The sequence below is a fragment of the Rhodococcus sp. DMU1 genome (assembly GCF_012272955.1).
GTDB classification, from domain to species: domain Bacteria; phylum Actinomycetota; class Actinomycetes; order Mycobacteriales; family Mycobacteriaceae; genus Rhodococcus; species Rhodococcus aetherivorans.
On record NZ_CP050952.1, the window covers coordinates 1,850,266 to 1,873,300 of the forward strand.

Annotated in this window: 24 protein-coding genes; 15 read left to right on the forward strand and 9 right to left on the reverse strand. The window is 69.6% G+C overall.

The genetic code is table 11. The features are described 5' to 3' along the window. The first annotated feature begins 20 nt into the window (after nucleotides 1–20). Nucleotides 21–1,337 (forward strand): MFS transporter, encoded by a 1,317-nt coding sequence (locus tag HFP48_RS08770; protein ID WP_168579363.1) that lies wholly within the window; start codon nucleotides 21–23, stop codon nucleotides 1,335–1,337. Nucleotides 1,338–1,340: 3 nt separating this feature from the next. Here HFP48_RS08770 and HFP48_RS08775 read toward each other — a convergent pair whose 3' ends face one another. Further along, complete coding sequence (locus tag HFP48_RS08775; protein WP_006933867.1) at nucleotides 1,341–1,985, reverse strand: LysE family translocator; 645 nt, start codon at nucleotides 1,983–1,985, stop codon at nucleotides 1,341–1,343. 95 nt (nucleotides 1,986–2,080) lie between these two features. Here HFP48_RS08775 and HFP48_RS08780 point away from each other — a divergent pair, with 95 nt between their 5' ends. The 6 genes from HFP48_RS08780 to HFP48_RS08805 all read left to right on the forward strand — a co-directional run bounded on the left by HFP48_RS08780 (nucleotide 2,081) and on the right by HFP48_RS08805 (nucleotide 7,232). Further along, nucleotides 2,081–2,971, forward strand: a complete 891-nt coding sequence (locus HFP48_RS08780) for a LysR family transcriptional regulator (RefSeq protein WP_168579364.1) — start codon at nucleotides 2,081–2,083, stop codon at nucleotides 2,969–2,971. A gap of 211 nt (nucleotides 2,972–3,182) precedes the next feature. Beyond that, on the forward strand, nucleotides 3,183–4,010 hold the full coding sequence (locus HFP48_RS08785) for an IclR family transcriptional regulator (protein WP_029542304.1): 828 nt from the start codon (nucleotides 3,183–3,185) through the stop codon (nucleotides 4,008–4,010). A 45-nt stretch (nucleotides 4,011–4,055) separates the two neighbouring features. Next, nucleotides 4,056–4,850 (forward strand): 2-keto-4-pentenoate hydratase, encoded by a 795-nt coding sequence (locus HFP48_RS08790; protein ID WP_006933873.1) that lies wholly within the window; start codon nucleotides 4,056–4,058, stop codon nucleotides 4,848–4,850. After that, a complete protein-coding gene (locus HFP48_RS08795) occupies nucleotides 4,847–5,635 on the forward strand; it encodes a fumarylacetoacetate hydrolase family protein (RefSeq protein ID WP_006933875.1) in 789 nt (262 codons plus the stop codon). The genes HFP48_RS08790 and HFP48_RS08795 overlap by 4 nt, the downstream gene beginning before the upstream one ends. Before the next feature lie 2 nt (nucleotides 5,636–5,637). Further along, on the forward strand, nucleotides 5,638–5,835 hold the full coding sequence (locus HFP48_RS08800; RefSeq protein WP_168579365.1) for a tautomerase family protein: 198 nt from the start codon (nucleotides 5,638–5,640) through the stop codon (nucleotides 5,833–5,835). 131 nt (nucleotides 5,836–5,966) lie between these two features. Next, the gene (locus tag HFP48_RS08805) at nucleotides 5,967–7,232 is read left to right on the forward strand and encodes an acyl-CoA dehydrogenase family protein (protein ID WP_006933879.1); all 1,266 of its coding nucleotides are present in this window, start codon (nucleotides 5,967–5,969) and stop codon (nucleotides 7,230–7,232) included. 123 nt (nucleotides 7,233–7,355) lie between these two features. On the opposite strand, the gene HFP48_RS08810 is transcribed toward HFP48_RS08805, so the two are convergent. Then, nucleotides 7,356–8,360 (reverse strand): AraC family transcriptional regulator, encoded by a 1,005-nt coding sequence (locus HFP48_RS08810; RefSeq protein ID WP_044475768.1) that lies wholly within the window; start codon nucleotides 8,358–8,360, stop codon nucleotides 7,356–7,358. 130 nt (nucleotides 8,361–8,490) lie between these two features. Here HFP48_RS08810 and HFP48_RS08815 point away from each other — a divergent pair, with 130 nt between their 5' ends. Together HFP48_RS08815 and HFP48_RS08820 are read left to right on the forward strand one after the other, a co-directional pair. Further along, complete coding sequence (locus tag HFP48_RS08815) at nucleotides 8,491–9,705, forward strand: cytochrome P450 (RefSeq protein WP_029542310.1); 1,215 nt, start codon at nucleotides 8,491–8,493, stop codon at nucleotides 9,703–9,705. 2 nt (nucleotides 9,706–9,707) lie between these two features. Continuing rightward, nucleotides 9,708–10,736, forward strand: a complete 1,029-nt coding sequence (locus tag HFP48_RS08820; protein WP_006933887.1) for a 2Fe-2S iron-sulfur cluster-binding protein — start codon at nucleotides 9,708–9,710, stop codon at nucleotides 10,734–10,736. 54 nt (nucleotides 10,737–10,790) lie between these two features. On the opposite strand, the gene HFP48_RS08825 is transcribed toward HFP48_RS08820, so the two are convergent. Further along, nucleotides 10,791–11,813, reverse strand: a complete 1,023-nt coding sequence (locus HFP48_RS08825; RefSeq protein ID WP_006933888.1) for an AraC family transcriptional regulator — start codon at nucleotides 11,811–11,813, stop codon at nucleotides 10,791–10,793. A gap of 237 nt (nucleotides 11,814–12,050) precedes the next feature. Between HFP48_RS08825 and HFP48_RS08830 the strand changes: the two genes are divergently transcribed. Continuing rightward, nucleotides 12,051–13,613, forward strand: a complete 1,563-nt coding sequence (locus tag HFP48_RS08830; protein ID WP_043799290.1) for a 4-hydroxyphenylacetate 3-hydroxylase N-terminal domain-containing protein — start codon at nucleotides 12,051–12,053, stop codon at nucleotides 13,611–13,613. Between the two features lie 28 nt (nucleotides 13,614–13,641). Further along, nucleotides 13,642–14,172, forward strand: coding sequence for an NADH-dependent flavin reductase (nphA, locus tag HFP48_RS08835; RefSeq protein ID WP_006933892.1), 531 nt, complete (start codon nucleotides 13,642–13,644; stop codon nucleotides 14,170–14,172). A gap of 121 nt (nucleotides 14,173–14,293) precedes the next feature. On the opposite strand, the gene HFP48_RS08840 is transcribed toward nphA, so the two are convergent. The 5 genes from HFP48_RS08840 to HFP48_RS08860 all read right to left on the reverse strand — a co-directional run bounded on the left by HFP48_RS08840 (nucleotide 14,294) and on the right by HFP48_RS08860 (nucleotide 19,148). Next, entirely contained in the window at nucleotides 14,294–14,722 is a 429-nt protein-coding gene (locus tag HFP48_RS08840; RefSeq protein WP_006933894.1) for a tautomerase family protein, read from the reverse strand. Between the two features lie 65 nt (nucleotides 14,723–14,787). Further along, the gene (locus HFP48_RS08845) at nucleotides 14,788–15,540 is read right to left on the reverse strand and encodes an SDR family oxidoreductase (protein ID WP_006933896.1); all 753 of its coding nucleotides are present in this window, start codon (nucleotides 15,538–15,540) and stop codon (nucleotides 14,788–14,790) included. A gap of 165 nt (nucleotides 15,541–15,705) precedes the next feature. Continuing rightward, nucleotides 15,706–17,184 (reverse strand): aldehyde dehydrogenase, encoded by a 1,479-nt coding sequence (locus HFP48_RS08850; protein WP_006933898.1) that lies wholly within the window; start codon nucleotides 17,182–17,184, stop codon nucleotides 15,706–15,708. A 15-nt stretch (nucleotides 17,185–17,199) separates the two neighbouring features. Then, nucleotides 17,200–18,273, reverse strand: a complete 1,074-nt coding sequence (dmpG, locus tag HFP48_RS08855) for a 4-hydroxy-2-oxovalerate aldolase (RefSeq protein ID WP_006933900.1) — start codon at nucleotides 18,271–18,273, stop codon at nucleotides 17,200–17,202. Next, the gene (locus HFP48_RS08860) at nucleotides 18,270–19,148 is read right to left on the reverse strand and encodes an acetaldehyde dehydrogenase (acetylating) (RefSeq protein ID WP_029542312.1); all 879 of its coding nucleotides are present in this window, start codon (nucleotides 19,146–19,148) and stop codon (nucleotides 18,270–18,272) included. Before HFP48_RS08860 ends, dmpG begins: the two co-directional genes overlap by 4 nt. 221 nt (nucleotides 19,149–19,369) lie before the next feature. On the opposite strand from HFP48_RS08860, the gene HFP48_RS08865 reads away from it, so the two are divergent. After that, a complete protein-coding gene (locus tag HFP48_RS08865; RefSeq protein ID WP_006933903.1) occupies nucleotides 19,370–20,464 on the forward strand; it encodes a VOC family protein in 1,095 nt (364 codons plus the stop codon). Between the two features lie 75 nt (nucleotides 20,465–20,539). On the opposite strand, the gene HFP48_RS08870 is transcribed toward HFP48_RS08865, so the two are convergent. Next, nucleotides 20,540–21,469, reverse strand: coding sequence for a sigma-70 family RNA polymerase sigma factor (locus tag HFP48_RS08870; RefSeq protein ID WP_006933904.1), 930 nt, complete (start codon nucleotides 21,467–21,469; stop codon nucleotides 20,540–20,542). Between the two features lie 75 nt (nucleotides 21,470–21,544). Between HFP48_RS08870 and HFP48_RS08875 the strand changes: the two genes are divergently transcribed. From HFP48_RS08875 to HFP48_RS08885, 3 genes are all read left to right on the forward strand, one after another. After that, nucleotides 21,545–22,000, forward strand: coding sequence for a carboxymuconolactone decarboxylase family protein (locus tag HFP48_RS08875; protein WP_043799232.1), 456 nt, complete (start codon nucleotides 21,545–21,547; stop codon nucleotides 21,998–22,000). Nucleotides 22,001–22,115: 115 nt separating this feature from the next. After that, on the forward strand, nucleotides 22,116–22,505 hold the full coding sequence (locus HFP48_RS08880) for a hypothetical protein (protein ID WP_065922833.1): 390 nt from the start codon (nucleotides 22,116–22,118) through the stop codon (nucleotides 22,503–22,505). 92 nt (nucleotides 22,506–22,597) lie between these two features. Further along, nucleotides 22,598–23,020 carry a hypothetical protein gene (locus HFP48_RS08885; RefSeq protein WP_029542318.1) on the forward strand — a complete coding sequence of 141 codons (423 nt, stop codon included), beginning with the start codon at nucleotides 22,598–22,600 and terminating at the stop codon, nucleotides 23,018–23,020. The last annotated feature ends 15 nt before the right edge of the window (nucleotides 23,021–23,035 follow it).

Here is a 23,035-nt window from a genome sequence, read left to right on the forward strand (position 1 = left end):
GCGGTGATAACTTTCGGTCGATGACCACGCGCACCGAGCGGCTCGACGAGCTCCCGTTCACCCGCAAACACGGCAGGCTGCTGCTCGGCTCCGGTGTGGGCTGGGCGCTCGACGCCATGGACGTCGGGCTCATCTCGTTCGTGATGGCCGCCCTGGCGGTGCAGTGGGGCCTGAGCACGACCCAGTTGTCGTGGATCGGTTCGATCGGCTTCGTCGGGATGGCCGTCGGCGCCGTGCTCGGCGGCCTGCTCGCCGACCGGATCGGCCGGCGCCAGGTGTTCGCGGTGACACTACTGGTGTACGGCCTGGCCACCGGTGCCGCCGCGCTCGCCGGCTCCGTCGCGGTGCTGATCGTGCTGCGGTTCGTCGTCGGTTTGGGTCTCGGGGCCGAACTTCCGGTGGCGTCGACCCTCGTCAGTGAATACGCGCCGCGCCGGCAGCGCGGCCGCATGGTGGTGGCGCTCGAGGCGTTCTGGGCGGCCGGGTGGATCCTCGCCGCCCTCATCGGCTACTTCGTGATCCCGCTCGGCGACGACGGCTGGCGCTGGGCGCTGGCCGTGGGGATCGTCCCCACCCTGTACGCGGTGGTCGTGCGGTTCGGCCTGCCCGAATCCGTCCGGTACCTCGAGAGCCGTGGCCGCTACGGCGAGGCCGAGACGGCCGTCCGGTCCTTCGAGACGTCCGCCGGCGTCGACGCGCCCCCGGACCAGGAGGAGACGTCGCGCCCGGTGCGCACCGACCCGGCGGCGGCCGCGTCGATCTGGTCGTCGCGGCTGCGGCGCCGGACCGTCGCCCTGTGGACGGTGTGGTTCGGCATCAACCTCTCGTACTACGGGGCCTTCATCTGGCTGCCCAGCCTGCTGGTCACCCAGGGCTTCGATTTGGTGAAGTCCTTCCAGTACACGCTGATCATCACGCTCGCGCAGTTGCCGGGGTACGCGGTCGCCGCGTGGCTGATCGAGGTGTGGGGGCGGCGCGCCACCCTGGCGAGTTTCCTCGTCGGCTCGGCGGCGGCCGCGGGGCTGTTCGGCCTCGCCGACACCCCCACCCGGATCGTCGCCGCCGGAATGGCGTTGTCGTTCTTCAACCTCGGCGCGTGGGGCGCGCTGTACGCGATCGGTCCGGAACTGTATCCGACGTCGGTGCGGGCCGCCGGGACCGGTGCGGCGGCCGCGTTCGGGCGCATCGCGTCGATCCTGGCGCCGCTGCTGGTGCCCGGGCTGCTCACGGCCGGCGGCAACCCGCTCGTCTTCGGGGTGTTCGCGGCGGCGTTCGCCGTCGCCGCCGTCGCCGCCTACACGCTGCCGGAACGCAAGGGGCAGGTGCTCGAGGCCTGAGCCCTACGCCCGTGCGGGCGGCGCCTGGCTGCAGGCCGTCGCCACGGCGAAGGCCCCGAGGGCCGTGCCGGTGACGAGGCGCTGCGCCCGCACGGCCCGCGGGTGCGTTGCCACGCGGCGCGCGACGGCTGCCGCGCCGAGCACGATCAACCCGTTCACCGTCAGCGCCACCCCGATCTGGACCGCGCCGAGCACGAGTAATTGCCGCCACTCGGGACCGGCGGCGGACGAGACGAACTGGGGCAGCAGCGCCGCATACATCAGGGCGATCTTCGGGTTGAGCACGTTCGTCGCGAGGCCCATGCCGAACAGTCGCGCCGCCGAGTGCTCGGTCGCAGGGGCCGGGGCGAAGAGTGCACCGCCGCCGGGACGCAGGATGCCCCATGCGAGATACGCGAGATAGCCCGCGCCGGCGAACCGCAGGAGATCGTGGGCGACGGGGACCGCGGCGAACAGGGCGGAGAGCCCGGCCGCAGTGGCGAGCAGGTAGCAGAGGAACCCGGCGCCGACACCCGCGAGGGACACCAGGCCGGCCCGGCGGCCCTGCGCCAGCGACCGGGAGGTCAGGTACATCATGTTCGGGCCGGGCGTGAGGACCATGCCCAGCGCGACCACGGCCACCCCGGCCGCAGCGGAGGCAGAAACCACGGGAACCCCTTCCGTTCGGGACAGGATCGAGAGTGCCGCGCGGAAACGTGCACGTCCATCACGGCTTTGTGCAGGGTTCTGTGTAATGTTGCTACATGCTCGACGTCGACGGGCTCGTGGCCCTGCGTGCGCTGCGTGACCACGGCACGGTCACCGAGGCCGCGAGCGCCCTCGGATACACGCCCTCCGCCGTCAGCCAGCGCATCAAACGGCTCGAGCGACGCCTCGGCGCGGCCCTCACGGCCCCGGCGGGCCGCCGGGTGGTGCTCACCCCCGCCGCCCAGCGCCTCCTCGACGACGCCGAACCCCTTCTCGGGCAGCTGGAATCGGCCTTCTTCCGGGTCTCGGGATCGTCGCGGATCGCCGGCGCGGTCACGGTGGCGGCATTCACGACGGCGATCCGGGCCGGCATCCCCGCGGCGCTGGCCTCGGCCACCATGGGCCGGCCGGATCTGTCCGTCAGGGTCGTCGAGGCCGACCCGGTCGACGCTGCCCTGAGGGTGGCCACCGGGCGGGCCGACGTCGCCGTGCTGCACCACTGGCGGTCGCTGCCGCGGGTGTTGCCCGACACCCTCGTCGCCGAACATGTGCTCGACGACGGCGCCGACGTGATCGTGCGCGCGGACCATCCGCCGGCCCTCGGCGAAACGCTCTCACCGCAACAGCTCTCGTCGTCGGACTGGGTGTCCACCGGCGAGGGGACGCTGTGCCACGAATGGCTGATGTCCATGTTCGCCGGGCACGGCCTGCGCCCCCGGATCACCTGCACGTCGAGTGACTTCGACATCCATCTGGACTTCGTGCGCGCCGGGCTCGCCGCCGCGCTGGTGCCGCGACTGGGCCGCAGGCCGCTGGGACCGGACCTGGTGGCGATGCCCGCGCCCGGCGCCGTGCGGGTCGTCAGCGTCGTCCGGCGCGCCGGTCAGGTCGACGACCCGACCCTCGCGCACGTCGTGGCGCACCTGCGGATGTCGTTGGGCGCGTAACCGCCGAGGCCCCGAGTGCGCACGTCTCGTGCCGATTTCCGAGGCAGCGTGACGGGATGTGCGCACTCGGTGCGCGTGGAGTCATCCTTCTGTGCATTCCCAGCCATGTTCGCCCGCCATCCGGGGGCCTAGTGTTCCAGATCACAAGCATCCGGCGGCGGGTGGTGCGCATTCGAGGCCTCCGCCGCGACCCGAAAGGACGGACCTGGACGTGGCGTCACTGCAGACGGTGCAGAGGATCGGACCGGTGCTGGACCTGTTCACGGTGCAGCAACCCGAGTGGGGAGTCTCCGAGGTCGCGGCGGCGATCGACGTTCCCCGATCGAGCGCGCACGCCCTGCTGTCGAGCCTGGTCGACACGGGGCTGCTCCAGTGCCGCGCACGCGGACGCTACCGGCTCGGTTGGCGCGTCGTGGAGCTGGGAGAGACGCTGCGCGGCACCGTCGACGTCCGGTCCTGTGCCGCCCCGGTCCTCGAGCGCCTGGTGGAGAAGTACGGCGAGACAACTCATCTCGCGGTCATGGATCGATGGAACGTCCTCTATGTGGACAAGATTCTCGGCAATCACAACATCACCGTGCAGGGTGCGCGGATCGGGACGCGCCTCGATGCGCATTCCACGGCGGTGGGCAAGGTGCTGCTCGCGCAACTCGAGGAGATCGAGGTGCGCCGGTATCTGGCCATGCGCCCGTTGCGGCGGCTGACACCGTCGACCACCACGAACCCCCAGGCACTTCTGGACGCCCTGGCCGGTGTGCGCTCGGCCGGCTTCGCTGCGGACCTCGGGGAGACGGTCTCGGAGGTGCACTGCGTCGCCGCCCCGGTGCGCGACGACCTGGGTTCCGTCGTGGCGGCCGTGAGCGTGAGCGTGCCCGCGACGCGCTTCGTCCAGCGGCGACCGCAGCTCGAGCGGGCCGTGGTCGGTGCCGCGCACGAGATCACCCGGGCGATCGCCGAAGCCCACGACTGCAGTCCCGTGCTCCTGCGGGACGACCCGGGTGCCGCCGGTTTGACGGCGGCGAGCCCACGCGCCTCCTGACCACGAATCCGACCGCACGAACGAGACAAGCGAAAAAGAGGAGCCATGGACACCGCCGCCCACAAGGCCGCAGACCGCCTGCTCGAGGTGTATCGCACGGGGGAACCGATCGATCCGCTCACCCCGGACCATCCCGACGCGTCGATCGAACTCGCCTACCGGATCCAACAGCTGCAGGTCGAGCAGTGGACGCTGGCCGGTGATGTCGTCAAGGGCCACAAGGTGGGCTTGGCCTCCCGTGCGATCCAGCGGCAGATGGGCGTCGATCAACCCGATTTCGGGCACCTGACCGCGAGCATGTTCCACCTCGAGCACCAGCCGATCCCCGCCGGCCGCTTCCTGCAGCCGCGGATCGAGCCCGAGGTGGCGTTCGTGCTCGGCCGGCCGCTGGCCGGTCCGGGCGTCACCGCCGCCGAAGCCGCGCGGGCCGTGGACTTCGTGCTGCCCGCACTCGAGATCGTCGACTCGCGGATCCGGGACTGGAAGATCGGCATCTTCGACACCATCGCGGACAATGCCTCCTCCGGCGGGGTGATCCTGGGGAGCCGGCCGGTCTCCCTCGGCGACGTCGACCTGAGGCTGATCGGATGCACGCTCCACATAGGCGGTGAACTCACCGCGACGGGAGCAGGCGGAGCCGTGCTCGGGTCCCCGCTCAACGCACTGGTGTGGCTGGCCAACACGGTCGGCCCGCTCGGGGTCACCCTCGAACCGGGGCATGTGGTGCTTCCAGGCTCCATGACCAGGGCGTTCCCGGTGGCGGCGGGCGACTCCGTCGTGGCGAACATCAGCGGGCTCGGCAGCGTCACCGCCGTGCTCGGCGGAAAGGACGAGAAATGAGCGACCAGTTGTGGAGCGCGGCCCGCGTCGCCGACGTGCTGCTGCGTGCGGAGGACACCGCGACCCCGCAGACGTCGATCCTCGCGGAATGGGACGGACTGGACCTGGGGACCGCGTACGCCGCGCAGGACATCGCGTTGCGCATGCGGCTCGCCCGCGGCGAGCGGCTCACCGGCGTGAAGCTCGGGGTCACGTCGAAGGCGAAGCAACGGCAGGTGGGCGTGGACTCGCCGTCCACCGCGTGGCTCACGGACCGGATGATCCTGCCGATCGGCGAGCCTGTCCCGCGCGAGAAGATGATCCACGCCCGCGCGGAGCCGGAGATCGCGTTCGTCATGGGCCGCAGGCTCGAGGGACCCGGGGTCTCGGCCGCGACCGCGCTGGCCGCGGTGGAGCACGTGGTCGGCGCGATCGAGATCATCGACAGCCGGTTCTCCGGCTACCAGTTCTCGATGATGGACGCCGTCGCGGACAACAACTCGTCCGGACGGTACGTGACCGGTCCGGTCGGCCGTGCGCCGGAGGATCTCGATCTCGCCCTCGAGGCGTGCCTGCTCGAGGTCGACGGCGAGGTGGTGGACTCGGCGACGGGCGCCGCGGTGCACGGACATCCCGCGGAGGCGCTGGCCTTCGCCGCGAACACCCTGGCCGAGCGGGGACTCGCCATCGAGGCAGGGTGGGTGGTGCTCACCGGCGGCATGACCGACGCGGTGCCGGTGCAGCCGGGGGCGCGCATCGCCGCGCACTTCACCACCCTCGGCACCGTCACCGTCGCGGGAGGCTGACGATGCCGTTCATCGACGTGACGATCGCGGAGGGGCGCAGCCCGGACGAGCTCCGGAGGCTGATCCACGAACTGACCCAGGCGGCGCACCGAGCGCTGGACGCGCCGCTGCCCAACATCCGGGTGGTGCTGCGGGAGACGCCGAAGACACACTTCGCGGCGGGTGATGTGACGATCGCCGAGCGTGAGACACGGACCTGAACGGTCCGGATATCCCGAACTGCGACAACGCCCGCCGGCGACGCAGTCGAGCATCGTGATCGGGCCGGATCGGGGCGGGGCCGCGGGATACACAAGGGAGACACCATCCCCTGCATCCCCCGGAGAACCCGATGACGTCGAACCGACAGCGCGCCCTGACCCTGGTTGCCGAGCCCGAGCCCGGCTGCGAACGGGTGGCGGACCGGATGTACCACGACCTGCTGTCGCCACCGGAGGTGCGACAGGTGCGCGACCGCGTCCGGGACTTCGCCACCCGGGCCGTCGCGCCGATCGCCGGCCGGATCGCCGGCGGGGACGAGCGCCTCGACGGGTTCCCGCGGGACGCGTTCGAGGCCATGGCCTCGAACGGTCTGTTCCGCATTCCCTTCACCGCGGACGTCGGTGGCGACGGACTCACGCATCGCGCCACGGCCACCGCGGTGGCCGTCGAGGAACTGGCGTACTACTCCAACAGTGTCGCCGCCATCTACGACGTCCATTGCATCCTCGCCGGCACGGCACTGGACCAGGGCACCGAGGCGCAACGGCACCGATGGCTGCGTCCCGTCGTCGACGGGGAGATCGTGGGGTCGTTCGCGACGAGTGAGCCCGGTGCGTCGAGCGATCTCTCTCCCGAGGCGGTGCAGACCGTCGCGAGCCCGGACGGCGACGGGTGGGTACTCACCGGCCGCAAGCGGTGGATCACCAATTCGGTCGTCGCCGGCGTCGTCGTCGTGCTCGCCCGGACCGGCGACAGCCTCACCACCTTCATCGTTCCCACCAGCGCACCGGGCGTCACCGTCGGCACACCCGACCGCAAACTCGGCAACCGCGGGCAGATCACGGCCGACGTGATCCTCGACCGTGTTCGGCTCGGACCGGAAGCGGTGCTCGGGCGGGTCGGCGGCGGCCTGCGCGTCGCGCTCCGGACACTCACGTACGGCCGCATCGGAATCGGCGCCGCCGGCGTCGGCATGGCGCAGGCCGCCTTCGACCGCACCGTCGCGCATCTGAAGTCGCGGCACGCGTTCGGTGGTTCGCTGGCTTCCAAACAGCACTGGCAGTTCGTGATGGCCGACTACGCGGCGGATCTCGAGGCCGCCCGCAGCCTGTACCTGAAAGCGGCTCTTCGGCTCGACGCCGGGGAGCATTTTCCCGAGCCCGAAGCGGCGATGGCGAAGCTGCGCGGCACCGACCTGGCGGCGCGCATCGCCCGGGATGCCGTGCAGGCGTTCGGCGGACTCGGATTCGTGCAGTCCCTCGGAGCCGACGACACCGAAGGACCGGTCGAGGCGATATACCGGGACAGCAAGATCGGTGAGATCTACGAGGGCGCCAACGAGATCCAGCGATGGGTCCTCGCACGACAGATCTTCGGACGCGATCACACCGGATAACGGAACATTCTCCGCACATCATTCGGAGCGCGGGACGGTCGTCGATCTCCGGCGAGGAAACGGGACGAACGGTTCTCGCGGGACTGCGGACGCGCGGTGCACGCGGTCCGCCCGTCCCGGCGACTATCGTACGGCTCGACCGAGCCGGAAATGCGCGGGGCTGGAGCCGAACTGCCGACGGAAGGCACGGCTGAAGTGGGACACGTCCCGGAAGCCGACCAGGCCGCTGATCTCGGTGACCGTGAGGTCGGTTTCCGACAGCAGGGCACGCGCGCGTCCGAGGCGTACCTGGTACAGCCAGGTACGGGGGGTGGTTCCCGCCGTGCTGAACAACTTGTGGATGTACCGCACGGACATTCCGAGTTCCACGCCGACATCGGCGAGCGTGTGGTCGGGGTCTCGGAGATACCGGACCATGGTGCTCTGCACCTTGCGAAGGTCGTCCGCGTGGATCCGCTTCGTGGCGCTCAACGGGGGCGATTGTTCACCGATCGCGCTCACGAGCAGATCCAGCGCCGCGGCCGCAACGGTTGCCGAAGAGCCCTGCGACAAGGGGGTATCGGCGGTGGCGACCTCGACGAGGAACCGGGACACGAACCTGCCGATTCCGGACTGCCCGGAAATGCCCTGGCCTGTCACGCTGTTCATGAGCTCGACGGGAAGGCGGGAGGTCAGCTGCTCACGCGGCGTGCGCAGCACGATCTGCTCGAATTCGGTTGTGGCGTCGACGACGAACGGTGCCGACGAGTCGACGATGCCGAAGGCGCCGTCGGTGAGGGTCGCCGACCGGGTCCCCTGCGTCAGGATCGCGGAACCGCGCGTGATCAAGCACAGCAGGTAGTCGTCGTTCGGATCCGAGGTGATCATCGACGGTGTCCGCACCACCGCGTGCGGATCGGCATGCACCACACTGACGGTCATCTCCCCGAGCGGGCGCGCGACCAGATCCGCCGCGAAACGGTCGTGCGTCTGCGGCCAGTCGACGTCCATCTCGCAGTAGGTCGTCTCGAGCGTGTCCGTCCACCGGGCACGACCTTCGGTGGACTCCAGTTCGCGCGTGCTCAGCGCCAATCTCCGGCCGGACGCCGCGGTGCACGGGGAGTCATCCTTCGGTGCACTGTCGGTCATGTTCCCGCTCACCTCCGCCTTCTAGTGTTCCAGATCACAGGAACTCGGCGGGCGGACGATACCGCGGGACACCCCGTCTGCGCGACCCCGGCCGTCATCTCCGATGAGCCCACGACAGGAGAGCGACATCATGACCACCACCCATACCTGGATCGACGAGATCACCATGGAGGAACTCGACCGCGACCCGAATCCGATCTACGAGCGGCTGCGCCGGGAGGCGCCGGTCGCCTACGTCCCGGCGATCGGGATGCACGTGGTGGCCACGAGGGAGCTGTGCCTGCAGATCACCCAGGACTCCGAGACGTGGTCCACGGTGATCGCCCCCTCGGGCGGGCGGACGTTCGGGACCGGAACCGTGCTCGACTCCAACGGCGAGCGGCACCGCAAGCTGCGCGAATGGATCGATCCGCAACTCCGGCCCGCCGCGGTCGACTCCTACGTGGAAGCGCTGGTCCGGCCGCAGGCGCGGAGCATCCTCGAACGGATCGAGGAACTCGGGGCCGTGGACATCCAGGAGGCCTATTTCGCTCCGGTCAGCGTCCGTGCGGTCGGTGACCTGATGGGTCTGCGGAACGTCCCCTCGGAGACGCTCGTGCGGTGGTTCCAGACGCTCGCGCTGTCGTACGGCAACGCCGAGGTCGACGAGAACGGCGAGTTCGCCCATGCCGAGCCCTTCGAGGCCGGAGACCGGATCAAGGAGGAGATCGTCGCCACCGTCGATCCGTTGCTCGACCACTGGACCCGCAATCCCGACCACACGTTGATCTCGCACTGGTTGCACGACGGAATGCCGGAGGGGCAGGTGCGGGAGCGGTCGGAAATCTACCCGAACATCTACGTCTTCCTGCTCGGTGCGCTGCAGGAGCCCGGTCACGTCATGACGACGACACTGGCGGGCCTGCTGCAGCATCCCGACCAGCTCGAGCGCGTCGTCGACGATCCGGATCTCCTCCCGCGGGCGGTCAACGAGGGCGCGCGCTGGGTAGCGCCGATCTGGAGCGCCGCCGTCAAGGTCGCGAACCGGGAGGTCACCGTCGGCGGCGTCGACCTGCCCGCGGGTACGCCGGTCATACTCGCGTACGGCTCGGCCAACCGCGACGAGACGGTGTGGGCGAACCCGGACGCCTACGACGTGGACCGGCCGGTCATGCCGCACCTCGCCTTCGGCGCCGGCAAGCACGCCTGTGCCGGCACCTACCTCGGGACCGCGATCGTCCGGATCGCCCTCGAGGAGTTGTTCGAGACGATCCCGAACATCGAACCCGACCCCGACCGCACCCCGAGCTTCTGGGGCTGGACCTTCCGCGGCCCGCAGGGCCTGCACGTCCGATGGGAGGTGTAGTCGTGAGCCACTCGGTGACCGTTTCCGGGCAGGACGGGGCCTTTCCCGGCGCGCCCGACCGTTCGGTACTCGAGTCCGCACTGCGGGCGAACCGCTGGTTGCCGCACGCGTGCTCGCAGGGCACCTGCGGGACCTGCAAGATCAGGGTGCTGTGCGGCGAGGTGGACCACGGCCGGCCCGACGAGACCATCCTGAGCGAGGCGGAGCGCGCGTCCGGGCTCACACTCGCCTGTCAGGCGACACCTCGCACCGATCTGACCGTCGCGCCGTTGAACGACGTGCCCCCGGACGGGCCGAGGCATCCCTTGCGCGACCACGCCGGCACCGTGCTCGAGCTGGCCGACATCGCACGGTGCACCCGCCGGCTCGTCGTGGAGCTGGACGAGCCGATGGAGTTCTCCGCCGGTCAGTACGCCGAGCTGATCGTGCCGGGTTCCGTTGTGGCGCGTCAGTACTCGATGGCCAATCCGCCCTCCGAGTCGCGCCGGCTCGAGTTCCACATCAAGCGGGTCGATGGAGGGCTCGCGACGGAGGGGTGGATCTTCGGCTCGCTTCGGCCGGGAGACCGGATCGGGCTGCGCGGGCCGCTGGGGCAGTTCGCCCTGGTTCGTCCCCAGGAAGAACCGGCCATTCTGGTCGGCGGCGGAACGGGGCTTGCCCCCTTGAAGTCGATTGTGCGCCATGCACTCTCCAACGATCTTGTCCCGAGCATCGACCTGTACCACGGAGGGCGCGGGCAGGCGGATCTGTACGACGTGGACTTCTTCCGGGCTCTCGAGGCCGCCGATCCCCGATTCCGCTACCACCCTGTACTCAGCGAGGAGCAGTGGGACGGTGCCACCGGCGTGGTCACCGACGCCGTGCTCGACGACTTCGCCAGTTGCAAGGGGCGCAGCGCATACCTGTGCGGGCCACCCGCCATGGTCACCGCGGCGGTCAAGGCGCTCAAACGGCGTCGCATGGCGCCCCGGTTGATCTTCAAGGAGGAGTTCACCGTCGGCAGCGCGCCGCCGGTGATGTCGCCGGTGTGACCGGTTCCGCGGCCGGGTGTTCGGGTTCACCCCGAGCACCCGGCCGGTCGTCGTTCAGTGTCGGTGCCCCGGTTCGCGGCCGGCGCGTTCCTTCCGATACTGGCCGGGGCTCGCGCCGAAGGCGGCGCGGAACGTCCTGCTGAAGTGGGAGACGTCCCGGAAGCCCGCGCATTCGCTGACCTCGGCGACGGACATCTCGGTCGTCAGCAGGTACTTCCGCGCGCGCTCGAGCCGTGCCTGATACAGCCATGCGCGCGGAGTGGTGCCCGCTGCGCTGAAGAGCTTCTGGACGTTGCGCAACGACATCCCGGCGTCGGCGGCGACGTCCGGAAGCGTGAGCTCGGGATCGTGCAGCTTCTGTTCGATGACCCGCTGGACGCGGGTGAGATCTTCCGTGCGGTGCAATTGGGCGGCACCGGTCGCGACAGTGCCTTCGGTGAGGGCGGTGACCAGCATGTCGACGGCCGAGGAGGCGAACGACACGGCGGCCCCCCGCGAGATGGGGGCATTCATCGACGCGATGTCGACGAAGAAGCGACCGACCAGTCCGCCCGGCCCGGTCTCGCCGCAGATCGTGCGGGCCGTGCCGTGTTCGACGATCCGCCCCGGCAGGCGCGAGGTGAGCAGCTCACGAGGAGACCGCACGACGATCTGCCGGAACGGTGCGGGGGAGTGGAAGACGAACGGGGTGGCGCAGTCGAGCAATGCGAACGACCCTCGCTCGACCGTCGTGGTCCGGCCCGACTGCTGCACCTCGACGTGGCCCTCGGTCACGATGCACACGAGATAGCCTGCACCGGAGTCGGAGTCGACCATCGCGGGCGAGCGGACCACCGTGTGGGCGTCGGCCCGGATCGTGCTGACGTGCAGATCGCCGAACGGCCGGCCGCCCCATTCCGCGTCGAAGTGACGTCGTGGGTTCGGCCACGCGACGTCCATCTCGCAGTACAGCTGCCCCAGCGTGCTCGCCCATCGGGTGTGCCCCTCGCTCGTGTCCAGCTCCTGCGTCCGCAGGGAAACGATGCCGGGGGCCGCTCCGTTGCGCGCAGAGTCACCCGTTTGTTCGCGCTCAGCCATGTTCCACCACACCTCCGCCTTCTAGTGTTACAGATCACAGGAACGTGGCGCCCGGAACGATATCCCAACCCCCGGCCCCGCGCGACCACCGAGGACGGTTACCGAAGCGCGCCAGCGTGATCGGTGCCGGGATCCTCCGAAGTCGGCGGATACGGCCGGGCCGGGTCGACGCCCGTCGTGCCGTTCCCCACCCGAGCCGATTCCTGCACCACACCCCCGAGACCAGGAGTGAAGACCATGACGACCACATCGATCCTGGGCGACGCCGTCGGAGCGCCCAACACCGTCCGGCCCATGACCGGCGACGAGTACATCGAGTCGCTCCGCGACGGTCGTGAGGTGTACTTCCGTGGCGAGCGGGTCGACGATGTCACCACACATCCGGCCTTCCGCAATTCGGTCCGGTCGGTGGCCCGGATGTACGACGCGATGCACAAGCCGGAAGCGAAGGGCATCCTGTCGGTGCCGACCGACACCGGTAACGGAGGATTCACCCATCCGTTCTTCAAGACGGCGCACAGTGCCGACGATCTGCTCCTCGCTCGTGATGCGATCGCCACCTGGCAGCGCGAGGTGTACGGCTGGCTGGGCCGCTCGCCCGACTACAAGGCGTCGTTCCTCGGCACCCTCGGAGCCAACGCGGAGTTCTACGGGGAGTACCAGGACAACGCGAAGCGGTGGTACAAGGAAGCACAGGAACGCGTGATCTACATGAACCACGCGATCGTGAACCCCCCGATCGACCGCGACAAGCCCGCCGACGAGACCGCCGACATCTGCGTGCACGTGGTGGAGGAAACCGACGCGGGCCTGATCGTGTCCGGCGCCAAGGTGGTGGCGACCGGGTCGGCGATCACCAACGCCAACTTCATCGCGCACTACGGCCTGCCGCTCCGCAAGAAGGAGTTCGGCCTGATCTTCACCGTCCCGATGGATTCGCCGGGCCTGAAGCTGTTCTGCCGTACGTCCTACGAGATGAACGCCGCCGTCATGGGTACGCCGTTCGACTACCCGCTCTCGAGCCGATTCGACGAGAACGACGCCATCATGGTGTTCGACCGGGTGCTGGTGCCGTGGGAGAACGTCTTCGCCTACGACACCGAGACGACCAACGGGTTCGTGATGAAGTCGGGCTTCATGTCTCGCTTCATGTTCCACGGTTGCGCTCGTCTCGCCGTGAAGCTGGACTTCATCGCCGGCTGTGTGATGAAGGCGGTGGAGATGACCGGCTCGGCCGGATTCCGCGGCGTGCAGATGCAGATCGGCGAGATCCTCAACTGGCGTGACATGTTCTGGGGACTGTCCGACGCGATGGCGAAGACGCCCGATCCGTGGGTCAACGGGGCCGTGCAACCGAACCTCAACTACGGTCTCGCCTACCGCACCTTCATGGGCGTCGGCTACCCGCGGATCAAGGAGATCATCCAGCAGACCCTCGGCAGCGGCCTGATCTACCTGAATTCGCATGCGAGCGACTGGGGTAACCCCGAGATCCGGCCGTACCTCGACCAGTACGTTCGCGGGTCGAACGGCATCGTGGCCATCGATCGTGTCAAGCTGCTCAAGCTGCTCTGGGATGCCGTCGGTACCGAGTTCGGCGGCAGGCACGAGCTGTACGAGCGCAACTACGGCGGCGACCACGAGGCCGTGCGCTTCCAGACGCTGTTCGCCTACCAGGCTCAGGGCCTGGACAACCAGCTCAAGGGCTTCGCCGAGCAGTGCATGTCCGAATACGACATCGACGGCTGGACGCGCCCGGATCTGATCAACAACGACGATCTGAAGATCGTCCGTAGCTGAACGGGGCGCAGCGATGAGGAGCACGGTCATGACCGACACCGCCCGGGGATCCGATCTCGACGTCACGCCTCTGCACATGCGTAAGGCCCTCGGCCGGTTCGCCAGCGGCGTCACCATCGTCACCACCGCCGAGTCCGAGGACGAGGCCTCGGTGCACGGAATGACCGCCAACGCGTTCACCTCCGTGTCGCTCGATCCGCCGCTCGTGCTCGTATCGATCGCCAACCGCGCCAAGATGAACGAGCGGATCCGCGAGGCGGGGCGGTACGGCGTTTCGATCCTCGCCGGGGACCAGGAACCGTTGTCCCTGCACTTCGCCGGCGCGGCGAACCAGCCGGATCTGGTCCGGTTCGTGTGGCGCAAGGGCGTGCCTCTCCTCGAAGGTGCACTGGTTCATCTCGCGTGCACCGTGGTCGATTCGCATCCCGCGGGTGACCACACCTTGCACGTGGGCCGGGTGGAGCGGCTCTGGTACGACGACGGGCACCCGCTGGTGTTCTACACCGGCACCTTCCGGTCGCTCGAGTTGCAGGGCAGGGACGAACCCTGGGGGTTCTGATCGAGCAGGGCGGGGTGGCCGCGGCGGGCGTCGCGGTCACCCCGCCTCTCGAACCCCCGAGCGAATGTGCCGTTGTGTCGGATAGATCGACGTAACGGCACATTCGCTCGTGCCCCGCTGATCACCGCGCCGGCTGTGCGGCCGCCGCGCGCGCCGTGATCTCGCCGGCGCGCGTGGCAGCGGCCGGGTTGCCTGCGATGGACCAGTTCACCGGATCGACTTCGACGATCTGTCCGCGCACCAGATCCCGCTGCGCCCCAAGGATCTCGACGATCAGATCGGTGAATCGCGCCGCCAACTCCTGGCGCTGCTCGATCGGGCGTCCGGCGAGGACGATCGCGGTGAAGTAGGGGGCCGGGGTGCCGCCGTCGGCGATCACCGTCCCGGCCGTCGCGGCGTCGTCCGGGTCGTACCGGACGACGAACGCCCGCACTCGCTCGATCGGGGAGTCGAGGACCTCCGCGTAGCAGCGGCTCGCGTCGGCGAGCAGCCGACGTCGTTGCTCGGCAGTGTAGGCGCCGTCGACGAGATGGAAGTGTGCAACGGGCATGGCCGCTCCTTTGTGACGTTTTGGGGTACAGATCTAGTGGACGCCGTGACTATTGGACTCCGTGACTATTGGACTCCGTGCCGGGTCCCGCCGTCGACGGTGAGGACGCTTCCGTGCAGCACGGCGGCCTCGGGGGCGAGCAGCATCTCCAGAGTCCAGCCGATCTCGTCGAGGGTCGGTAGCCGGCCGAGCGTGGTCTTGGCGCGGTAGCGGTTCCAGATCTCGCCGGGGTCGCGGCCGGTCTCGGCGGCTTCGGTCTCGACGAACTTCCGCAGCCGTGGCGTGTCGACAGGCCCCGGCGCGATGGTGTGGGTGGTGACGCCCTTCGGGCCGTACAGCGCGCTGAGCTGGCGCATGAGGTTGAAGACCGCGGCGTTCACCGTCCCCGGCCCGGCGTCGAGCGGGCCGGGTTCGAGCCCGAGCGACCCGGCGATCGTCACGAAACGCGAACCCGGCACCAGGTGGTCGCGGACGGCGTGCAGCAGCCGCACCAGCCCGCCGACCTTGATGTTCGCGCCGACCGCGAAGTCTCCCGGCGCGATGGTGTCGGCCGAGCCGCGCACCGGAAGTCCGGCCGCGAACACGGCCATCCGCACCGGTGCGTCGACGTGGGCGGCGATCGCCTCGATCGCGCTGTCGTCGGCGATGTCGGCGACGCACGGGACGATCAGGTCGTCCGAGGCCGCCAGCTTGTCGAGGTCGTCGGCGTTGCGGGCGACGGCGATCACGCGAAGGCCGCGACGGGCCAGGCGACGGGTGAACTCGGTGCCCATCGCACCGGTCGCGCCGACGACGACACACACTGAGGACGAAGTCATACCTGTGCTCCCTCTTGCCGTTGTGGAACGCCCGGACGATCCGCGCAGTAGCGGGACGGGCGATTGGTCGTTCGGCCGCGATCGACGCGCCGAACAGAAATCCGCCCACGCAAGATGCCGTGGGCGGATTCCGGTCTGCGGAGCGAATCCGATTCTCCGGCCGTTTCAGCCGCGCAATCGGAGGGTGACCGCGCGGGGTTCGGTGAAGAATTCGCGCGAGTACTGGCCGCCTTCGCGGCCGAGGCCGCTGGCGCCTTCGCCGCCGAACGGCAGGCGCAGGTCGCGTTCGAAGAACGTGTTGATCCACACGGTGCCGGCCTTCCAGCGGGCGGCCATCCGGTGGGCCCGGTCCAGGTTCTGGGTGAACAGCATCCCGGCCAGGCCGTAGGGGGAGTCGTTGGCGATGCGCAGGGCCTCCTGTTCGGTGTCGAAGCCGAGGACGGTCTCGACCGGGCCGAAGATCTCCTCGCGTGCGGTGCGGGAGTCGTTGGTCAGCCCGGTGATCACGGTGGGCGGGTAGTAGAAGCCGCCGGCGCGGGCCTCGTCGGTGAGGCGGGCGCCGCCGGTGACGACCTTGCCGCCTTCCTCCTGGGCGAGTTCGACGTAGCCGTGCACCTTGTCGAGGTGGCGTTGCTCGATGAGCGGGCCCAGGAAGTTCGACGGGTCCTTCGGGTCGCCGACGGTGAGCGTGTTCGCCTGCTCGGTGAACCGGGCCAGGAACTCGTCCATGATGCTGTTGTGCACCAGCAGCCGGGACCCGGCCAGGCACACCTGTCCGTTGCCGCCGAAGATCGCGCGGATCGCCATCGGCACGGCGACGTCGAGGTCGGCGTCGGCGAAGACGATGTTCGCGGACTTGCCGCCCATCTCCGCCGAGACCGGGGTGTGGTTGACTGCCGCGGCCTGCAGGATCTTCACGCCCGTCGCGCTCGAGCCGGTGAAGGTGATCCGATCCACCCGCGGATCCGAGGTCAGCGGCCCGGCGACGGCCTCACCGCCGAACCCGTGCACGACGTTGAGCACGCCCTCGGGCAGTCCGGCCTCGAGGGCGAGTTCGGCGAAGCGGTGCGCGGTCAGCGGGGTCTGCGGCGCCGGCTTGAGCACCGCGGTGTTACCGAAGGCCAACGCGGGGGCGATCTTCCAGGTGGCCAGCATCAGGGGTGCGTTCCACGGGCTGATCGCCGAGACCACACCGGCCGGCGGGTAGAGCACGTAGGACAGCAGGTCCCCGTCGGGGTAGGCCTCGTTGGCGGCCATCGCGACGTAGTCGGCGAAGAACCGCAGATTGTGGGCCACGCGGGGGATTTCGGCGTGCAGCGACTGGTTGATGCTCTTGCCGCCGTCGCGGGTCTCGAGCAGGGCGAGTTCCTCGCGGTGGGCGTCGACCGTGTCGGCGACCGCGTGCAGGATCTTCGCGCGCTCCTTCGGGGACAGCAGCGGCCAGGGGCCGTCGTCGAAGGCGGTGCGGGCGGCGGTGATCGCCGCGGCACCGTCCTCGGCGGTGCCCGCGGGCACGACCCCGAGCAGCGCCCCGTCGTGGGGGTCGCGGGACTCGAAGGTGGCCCCGTCCGACGCCGGCTTCCATTCGCCGCCGATCAGGTGCCGGACCTGCGTCACCGACGGCGTGTTCTGGGTCTGTGTCATGGCAGTCTCCCCGGGTCAGACGCCGGCTCGGGCCGGCAGTTCGTAGGTGCGGCCGGCCAGTTCGGAGGCGACATCGACGATCATGTCCTCCTGCCCGCCGATGACGCCGCGGCGGCCGAGCTCGAGCAGGATCTCGCGGGTGGAGAGGCCGAACTTCTTCGCGGCCCGCTTGGTCGGGTGGAAGAACGTCGAGTACACCCCGGCGTAGCCGAGGATCAGGGCGGTCTCGTCGACGATCTGCGGTTCGGTCATCAGCGGGGCGACGACGTGCTCGGCGGTGTCGATCAGCGGGAACAGCTCGACCCCGGTGTCCCAGCCGGCCCGCTCGAACGCGGCGGCGAGCACCTCGGTCTGGGCGTTGCCGGCGCTGGCGCCGAGCCCGCGCAGCGACCCGTCGATGAACGTCGCCCCATGCTCGGCCGCGGTGAGCGCGTTGGCGATGCCGACCCCGAGATTGTTGTGAGCGTGGAAACCGATGTCGGCGGAGATCGCCTGCCGCAGGGCCGCGACGCGGTCGCCGGCGTGCCGGGGCACCATCGCGCCGGCGGAGTCGACGACGTAGACGACGTCGGCGCCGTAGGAGTCGAGCTTGGCGGCCTGCTCGGCGAGCGGTTCGGGCTCGAGCTTGTGGCTCATCATCAGGAACGTCATCACGTTCAGGCCCTTGTCCTTGGCCCACTCGACGGGCTGCTGGGCGCAGTCGGCCTCGGTGCAGTGCACCGCGACGCGCACGGTCTTGATGCCGGCGTCGATCGCGCCCTGCAGTTCGGCGAGGGTGGCGATGCCCGGGACGTACAGCACCGCGATGTCCGCATCGTCGACGGCGTCGACGGCGGCACGCACGTACTCGGGGTCGGTGGCGGCGGCGAAGCCGTACTGGATCGAGGAGGCACCGAGGCCGATGCCGTGGGCCACCTCGATGGTGGGGATCCCGGCCCGGTCGAGGCCGCGGGCGATGTCGGCGACGTTGCCGGGGGTGAACCGGTGCGAGACCGACGACATGCCGTCGCGCAGGGTGGTGTCGACGAGGGTGACCTTGCGGCGCCCGCCGGGGGTGCCGGGGGTGTGGGTGGTGTCGGTGGTGCTCACTGGGCTGCTCCCTGGACGAGGCTGCGCTGCGCCATGACGTCGGCGACCTGCACGGCGGCGGCGGTGATAATGTCGAGATTTCCGGCGTAGGTGGGCAGGAAGTCGCCGGCGCCGACGACCTCGAGCATGACCGTGACCAGGTCGCCGTCCACATCGACCAGACGCAACGTGTAGCCGGGGACGTACTGCTGCACCTTGGCGACCATCTCGACCACGGCGCGTTCGATCGCGTCCGGGTCGGGGTGGCGGACCTTGGCGTAGACGGTGTCGCGCATGTTCATCGGCGGCTCGGCCGGGTTGATCACCGAGATCGCCTTGGCGCGGTCCGCGCCGGCGACCTGCGCGAGTGCCCGGCCGGTCTTCTCGCTGAATTCGCTGAGGTTCTGGCGGGTGCCCGGGCCGGCGCTGTGCGAGGCGATCGCGGCGACGATCTCCCCGTAGTAGGCGTCCGCGGCCTGGTTGATCGCGTACAGGATCGGGATCGTGGCCTGACCGGCACAGCTGACCATGTTCACGTTCGGTGCGTCGAGGTGTTCGGTGAGATTGACCGCGGGCACGACGTACGGGCCCACCGAGGCGGGCGTCAGGTCGATCGCGGTGATGCCGGCCGCGGCGTACCGGGGTGCGGCCGCGGCGTGCACCCTCGCCGAGGTGGCCTCGAACACCACGTCCGGCAGCTCGGGCCGGGCCAGGAGCCACTCGAGCCCCTCCGCGGACGCCTCGAGGCCCTCCCGCCGGGCCCGCTCGAGTCCCTCGCTGGCCGGATCGATGCCGACCATGTACACCGGCTCGACATGCTCGGACCGCAACAGCTTGTACATCAGGTCCGTCCCGATGTTCCCGGATCCGACGATCGCGGCTTTCAAACGACTCATCTGTGGGCCTTCCCTCCAGTGTCGGGGTGATGCTGCCGACGCTAGGGGCGATCCCCTGGTAGACGGCGGGTGATCCGGCGGTACCGGACACGCCCGGCCGTGATCCGATCGGTGTTCGGCTATCCCGAACAGCGCTGACGGAAGCGCCGGCACCCCCGCAAGCTCGTGACATCCACCACAACCGGAGCAGCAAGCCCGGCCAGCGGAGATCAGGAGTAGCCATGACCGACCCCACTGCCCGTTTCGACATCGCGCACCTCGCCCGTGCCGAACTGTTCACCCCCAGGCCGCAGGAAACCCTCGACTTCTTCACGAAGTTTCTCGGCATGTACGTCACGCATCGGGAGGGGCAGTCCGTCTACCTGCGTGGGTACGAAGACCCGTACCAGTGGAGCCTGAAGGTCACCGAGGCGCCGGAAGCCGGCATGGGCCACGCCGCGCTGCGCGCCAGTTCGCCGGAGGCGCTCGAGCGCCGCGTGGCGTCGCTGAAGCAGGGCAACGTCGAGGGTACGTGGAGCGAGGACCAGTTCGGCTACGGCAAGACCTTCGAATTCCAGTCCCCGGACGGTCACAACCTGCAGCTGCTGTGGGAGGTGGAGAAGTACGTCGCCCCGCAGGAACTGCAGAGCAAGATCCTCTCGCGGCCGTCGAAGAAGCCGCTGTCGGGGATTCCGGTCAAGCGGATCGACCACCTCAACCTGATGGCCTCGGATGTCACCCCGCTCAAGGACTCGTTCGAGCGGCACCTCGGATTCCGCACCACCGAACGCGTCGTGGACGGCAACGTCGAGATCGGCGCCTGGATGAGCTCGAACCTGCTCGGCCACGAGGTCGCCTGCATGCGGGACATGACCGGCGGCCGCGGCAAGCTCCACCACCTCGCGTTCTACTACGGCACCGGCCAGCACCTTGCCGATGCGGTCGAGATGTTCCGCGACTACGACATCCAGATCGAGGCCGGCCCCGACAAGCACGGGATCACCCAGGGGCAGTTCCTCTACGTGTTCGAGCCGGGTGGCAACCGCATCGAACTGTTCGGCGAGGCCGGTTACCTGCACCTGGATCCGGACGCCGAGACCAAGACCTGGCAGATGTCCGATATCGACACCGGTCTCGCGGTCGGCGGCGCGAAGCTGCCGTGGGAGACGTACTTCACCTACGGCACCCCGAATCCGCTCGCACTCGATCAGCACATCGAGAAGTTCTCGCACTTCGGTCCGGGCGCTCCCGTCGACGACCCGGAGGTGAGTGCCGCGGAACGCGCGGTTCCGGACGAAATCGACCATTCCCGAGCGGTTTCGGGATCCCCGGTCTGAGCCCTGGCCTTCTGCGGGTGCGCACCTCCCGCGCCGGTCTCCGGCGTGCCGCGACGAGAGGTGCGCACTCGCGTGTCAGCCGGCGTCCGGGAACGTCACCTCGAGCGCCGCGAGCTGCCCGGGATCCGACACCACCTCGATCTCGACGATCGCGTCGTCTTCGATCGTGAAGGCGAACACCGTGCGCGGACGGCCGCCCGGCGCCCATGCGGCACCGGGCATTCCGTCGACGAGCACCGTCCGGGCGGCCTGGGCGCGGCCGTCGAAAACCTTTGCGACGCTGTGGGGTCCGTGAAGCTCGTGCGCGAGCGCCGGTGCGCCGTGAGCCGCGCCGGCACGGGCCGTCGCCACGGCGACGTCGTCCGCGCGAAGGACCACGTCCGGATCGAGCAGGGCCAGCAGGTCGTCGAACCGTCCCTCCCGCGACGCGGCGAGGAACGCGTCGACGAGGCGACGGCGGCGCATCAGGTCGGCCCGTGGGGCGGTCGCGCCCTGGATGCGCCGCCGCGCGCGGCTCGCGAGCTGGCGGGTGGCGGCGGGGGAGCGCTCCACGATCGGGGCGATCTCGTCGAACGGGACGGCGAACAGGTCGTGCAGCACGAACGCGAGGCGTTCGGCCGGGGCGAGGGTGTCGAGCACGACGAGCATGGCCACACCGACCGAATCGGCCAGTAGTGCAGCGCTTTCCGGAACGTCGCGCGGGTCCGTCGACCCAGGTTCGGGACGGTCGGGCTGATCGAGGGGGACCTCCCGGCGCGAGCCCCGGGAGCGCAGCATGTCCAGGCACACCCGGCTCACCACCGTCGTCAGCCAGCCTCCCAGGTTGGCGACCTCGTCGGTGCCGGAGCGGTGCAGGCGCAGCCAGGCCTCCTGCACGGCGTCGTCGGCCTCGCTCGCCGAGCCGAGCATGCGGAAGGCCACCGCCCGGAGATGGTCCCGATGTGCCTCGAACTGTTCGGCGGGGAAGGCGCCGCCGGGGTGGGCCGAGAAGTTTCCGTCGCTCATGTCGTCACATTCTGTCGTCGGGATCCGTCATGGCTGTGACGAACGCACGACCCCGGATGTGACAAGGAGACGATCATGAAGGCTCGAATGACGAATCCCGCGCTCGTTCTGCCCGACGCGGTGACGGCGTTGCAGGCACTGGGGAACGCCGCCGACGGTGGCGGGCTGCCGGCGCGCACCACCCACCTCGTGCATCTGCGGGCGAGCCAGATCAACGGATGCAGCGTCTGTGTGGACATGCACCCGCGGCTGGCGAAGAAGGACGGGGAGACCGACAAGCGGCTGTTCGCGGTGGCGGCGTGGCGCGAGGCGCCGTACTTCACCGATGCCGAGCGGGCGGCCCTGGCGCTGACGGAGGCGGTGACCCGGCTCGCGGACCGGCCCGACCCGGTGCCCGACGACGTCTGGGACGAGGCCGACCGCCACTACGACGAGCCGCAACTGGCGGCGCTGATCCTGCAGATCTCGCTGATCAACGTGTGGAACCGGCTCAACGCGACGGTCAAGCAGGTGGCCGGCGCGCAGTGGTGACGACCGCGACGTTGCCCCCCGCCGTATTGTCTGGAATCATTCCAGATAATGCGTCGGAGGGTCGTCGCCCGCGTGGTGACGGCCCCGAACGAAAAGAACGAAAAGGAGTGCGCTCATGTTCGCCGCCGGCTCCGGTGCCGTCACGCTTCCGTCGATGGTCCTCGGAGGACTGCGGCCGCTCTACCGGCAGATGGCACGCGCCAACGTGCGCACCGTGGGCTTCGTGCACACCGTGGGCGCGAACCGGTTCGAGGTCCGGCTGACCGCGGCGGTGGGTGGACCGACGCTCGACATCCGTTCGCGGGACCGGACGATCGCGTTCACGGTGCCGCTCACGGCGCAGTTCCGGGCGCAGCCGGAACTCGATCCGGGCAGCTACCGGACGCTGTGCGCGATGCTGACGCCGGACGCCGCTCCGGCGGCCGGCACCGTCGTCCGCTTTCTGCAGGGCCTCGTCGCGCAGGCGCCCGCCGTGCTCTCCCGCACGGACACCCCCGCGGCCTGAGGGAGCCCGCCGCGACGGGGTTCGGCTGCCGAGACGGTGCCCGGGGGGCATGATCGGATCGGGACCGAACCGTGGTCCGGAGGAGGGTGACGATGGCGGAGGAAGGCGAGACCCGTCGATTCGGACTGCTCGGGTCCGCGATGGAGGAGTTGCTGGAGAGGACCCGCGCCGTGGCGGACGCGGTCGGGTCGATCGGGAGCGACGCCCTCGGCGCGATTCCCGAGCCCCTGTCCGCGCCCGCGAACCGGATGCTCGGCTCTCTTCGGCAGGTGATGGAGCTCGTGCCACCCGTCCTCACCGAGTTCGACGCACTCGTCGAGCAGCTGCACGCGCAGCGAAAATCGGTGCAGGCGCTGCAGGCACAACTGTCGGCGTTCGACCGTCAGTTGGAGGTGGTCGAAAAGTCGCTGGCGCCGTTGCAGGGTCTGGCCCATCAGTGGTCCCGTCTGCAGCAGTCGCTGCTCGACTACCCCGCCACCGGCGAACCGAAGAAGTCCGGCCCGTCGGAGGCCTGATCGACCGGATGCGTC

Coding starts and splice junctions, on each gene's coding strand:
- HFP48_RS08770 (WP_168579363.1), top strand. CDS start 21: ATGACCACGCGCACCGAGCGGCTCGACGAGCTCCCGTTCACCCGCAAA.
- HFP48_RS08780 (WP_168579364.1), top strand. CDS start 2,081: ATGCTCGACGTCGACGGGCTCGTGGCCCTGCGTGCGCTGCGTGACCAC.
- HFP48_RS08790 (WP_006933873.1), top strand. CDS start 4,056: ATGGACACCGCCGCCCACAAGGCCGCAGACCGCCTGCTCGAGGTGTAT.
- HFP48_RS08795 (WP_006933875.1), top strand. CDS start 4,847: ATGAGCGACCAGTTGTGGAGCGCGGCCCGCGTCGCCGACGTGCTGCTG.
- HFP48_RS08800 (WP_168579365.1), top strand. CDS start 5,638: ATGCCGTTCATCGACGTGACGATCGCGGAGGGGCGCAGCCCGGACGAG.
- HFP48_RS08805 (WP_006933879.1), top strand. CDS start 5,967: ATGACGTCGAACCGACAGCGCGCCCTGACCCTGGTTGCCGAGCCCGAG.
- HFP48_RS08810 (WP_044475768.1), bottom strand. CDS start 8,360: ATGACCGACAGTGCACCGAAGGATGACTCCCCGTGCACCGCGGCGTCC.
- HFP48_RS08815 (WP_029542310.1), top strand. CDS start 8,491: ATGACCACCACCCATACCTGGATCGACGAGATCACCATGGAGGAACTC.
- HFP48_RS08825 (WP_006933888.1), bottom strand. CDS start 11,813: ATGGCTGAGCGCGAACAAACGGGTGACTCTGCGCGCAACGGAGCGGCC.
- HFP48_RS08830 (WP_043799290.1), top strand. CDS start 12,051: ATGACGACCACATCGATCCTGGGCGACGCCGTCGGAGCGCCCAACACC.
- nphA (WP_006933892.1), top strand. CDS start 13,642: ATGACCGACACCGCCCGGGGATCCGATCTCGACGTCACGCCTCTGCAC.
- HFP48_RS08840 (WP_006933894.1), bottom strand. CDS start 14,722: ATGCCCGTTGCACACTTCCATCTCGTCGACGGCGCCTACACTGCCGAG.
- HFP48_RS08845 (WP_006933896.1), bottom strand. CDS start 15,540: ATGACTTCGTCCTCAGTGTGTGTCGTCGTCGGCGCGACCGGTGCGATG.
- HFP48_RS08850 (WP_006933898.1), bottom strand. CDS start 17,184: ATGACACAGACCCAGAACACGCCGTCGGTGACGCAGGTCCGGCACCTG.
- HFP48_RS08860 (WP_029542312.1), bottom strand. CDS start 19,148: ATGAGTCGTTTGAAAGCCGCGATCGTCGGATCCGGGAACATCGGGACG.
- HFP48_RS08865 (WP_006933903.1), top strand. CDS start 19,370: ATGACCGACCCCACTGCCCGTTTCGACATCGCGCACCTCGCCCGTGCC.
- HFP48_RS08870 (WP_006933904.1), bottom strand. CDS start 21,469: ATGAGCGACGGAAACTTCTCGGCCCACCCCGGCGGCGCCTTCCCCGCC.
- HFP48_RS08875 (WP_043799232.1), top strand. CDS start 21,545: ATGAAGGCTCGAATGACGAATCCCGCGCTCGTTCTGCCCGACGCGGTG.
- HFP48_RS08880 (WP_065922833.1), top strand. CDS start 22,116: ATGTTCGCCGCCGGCTCCGGTGCCGTCACGCTTCCGTCGATGGTCCTC.
- HFP48_RS08885 (WP_029542318.1), top strand. CDS start 22,598: ATGGCGGAGGAAGGCGAGACCCGTCGATTCGGACTGCTCGGGTCCGCG.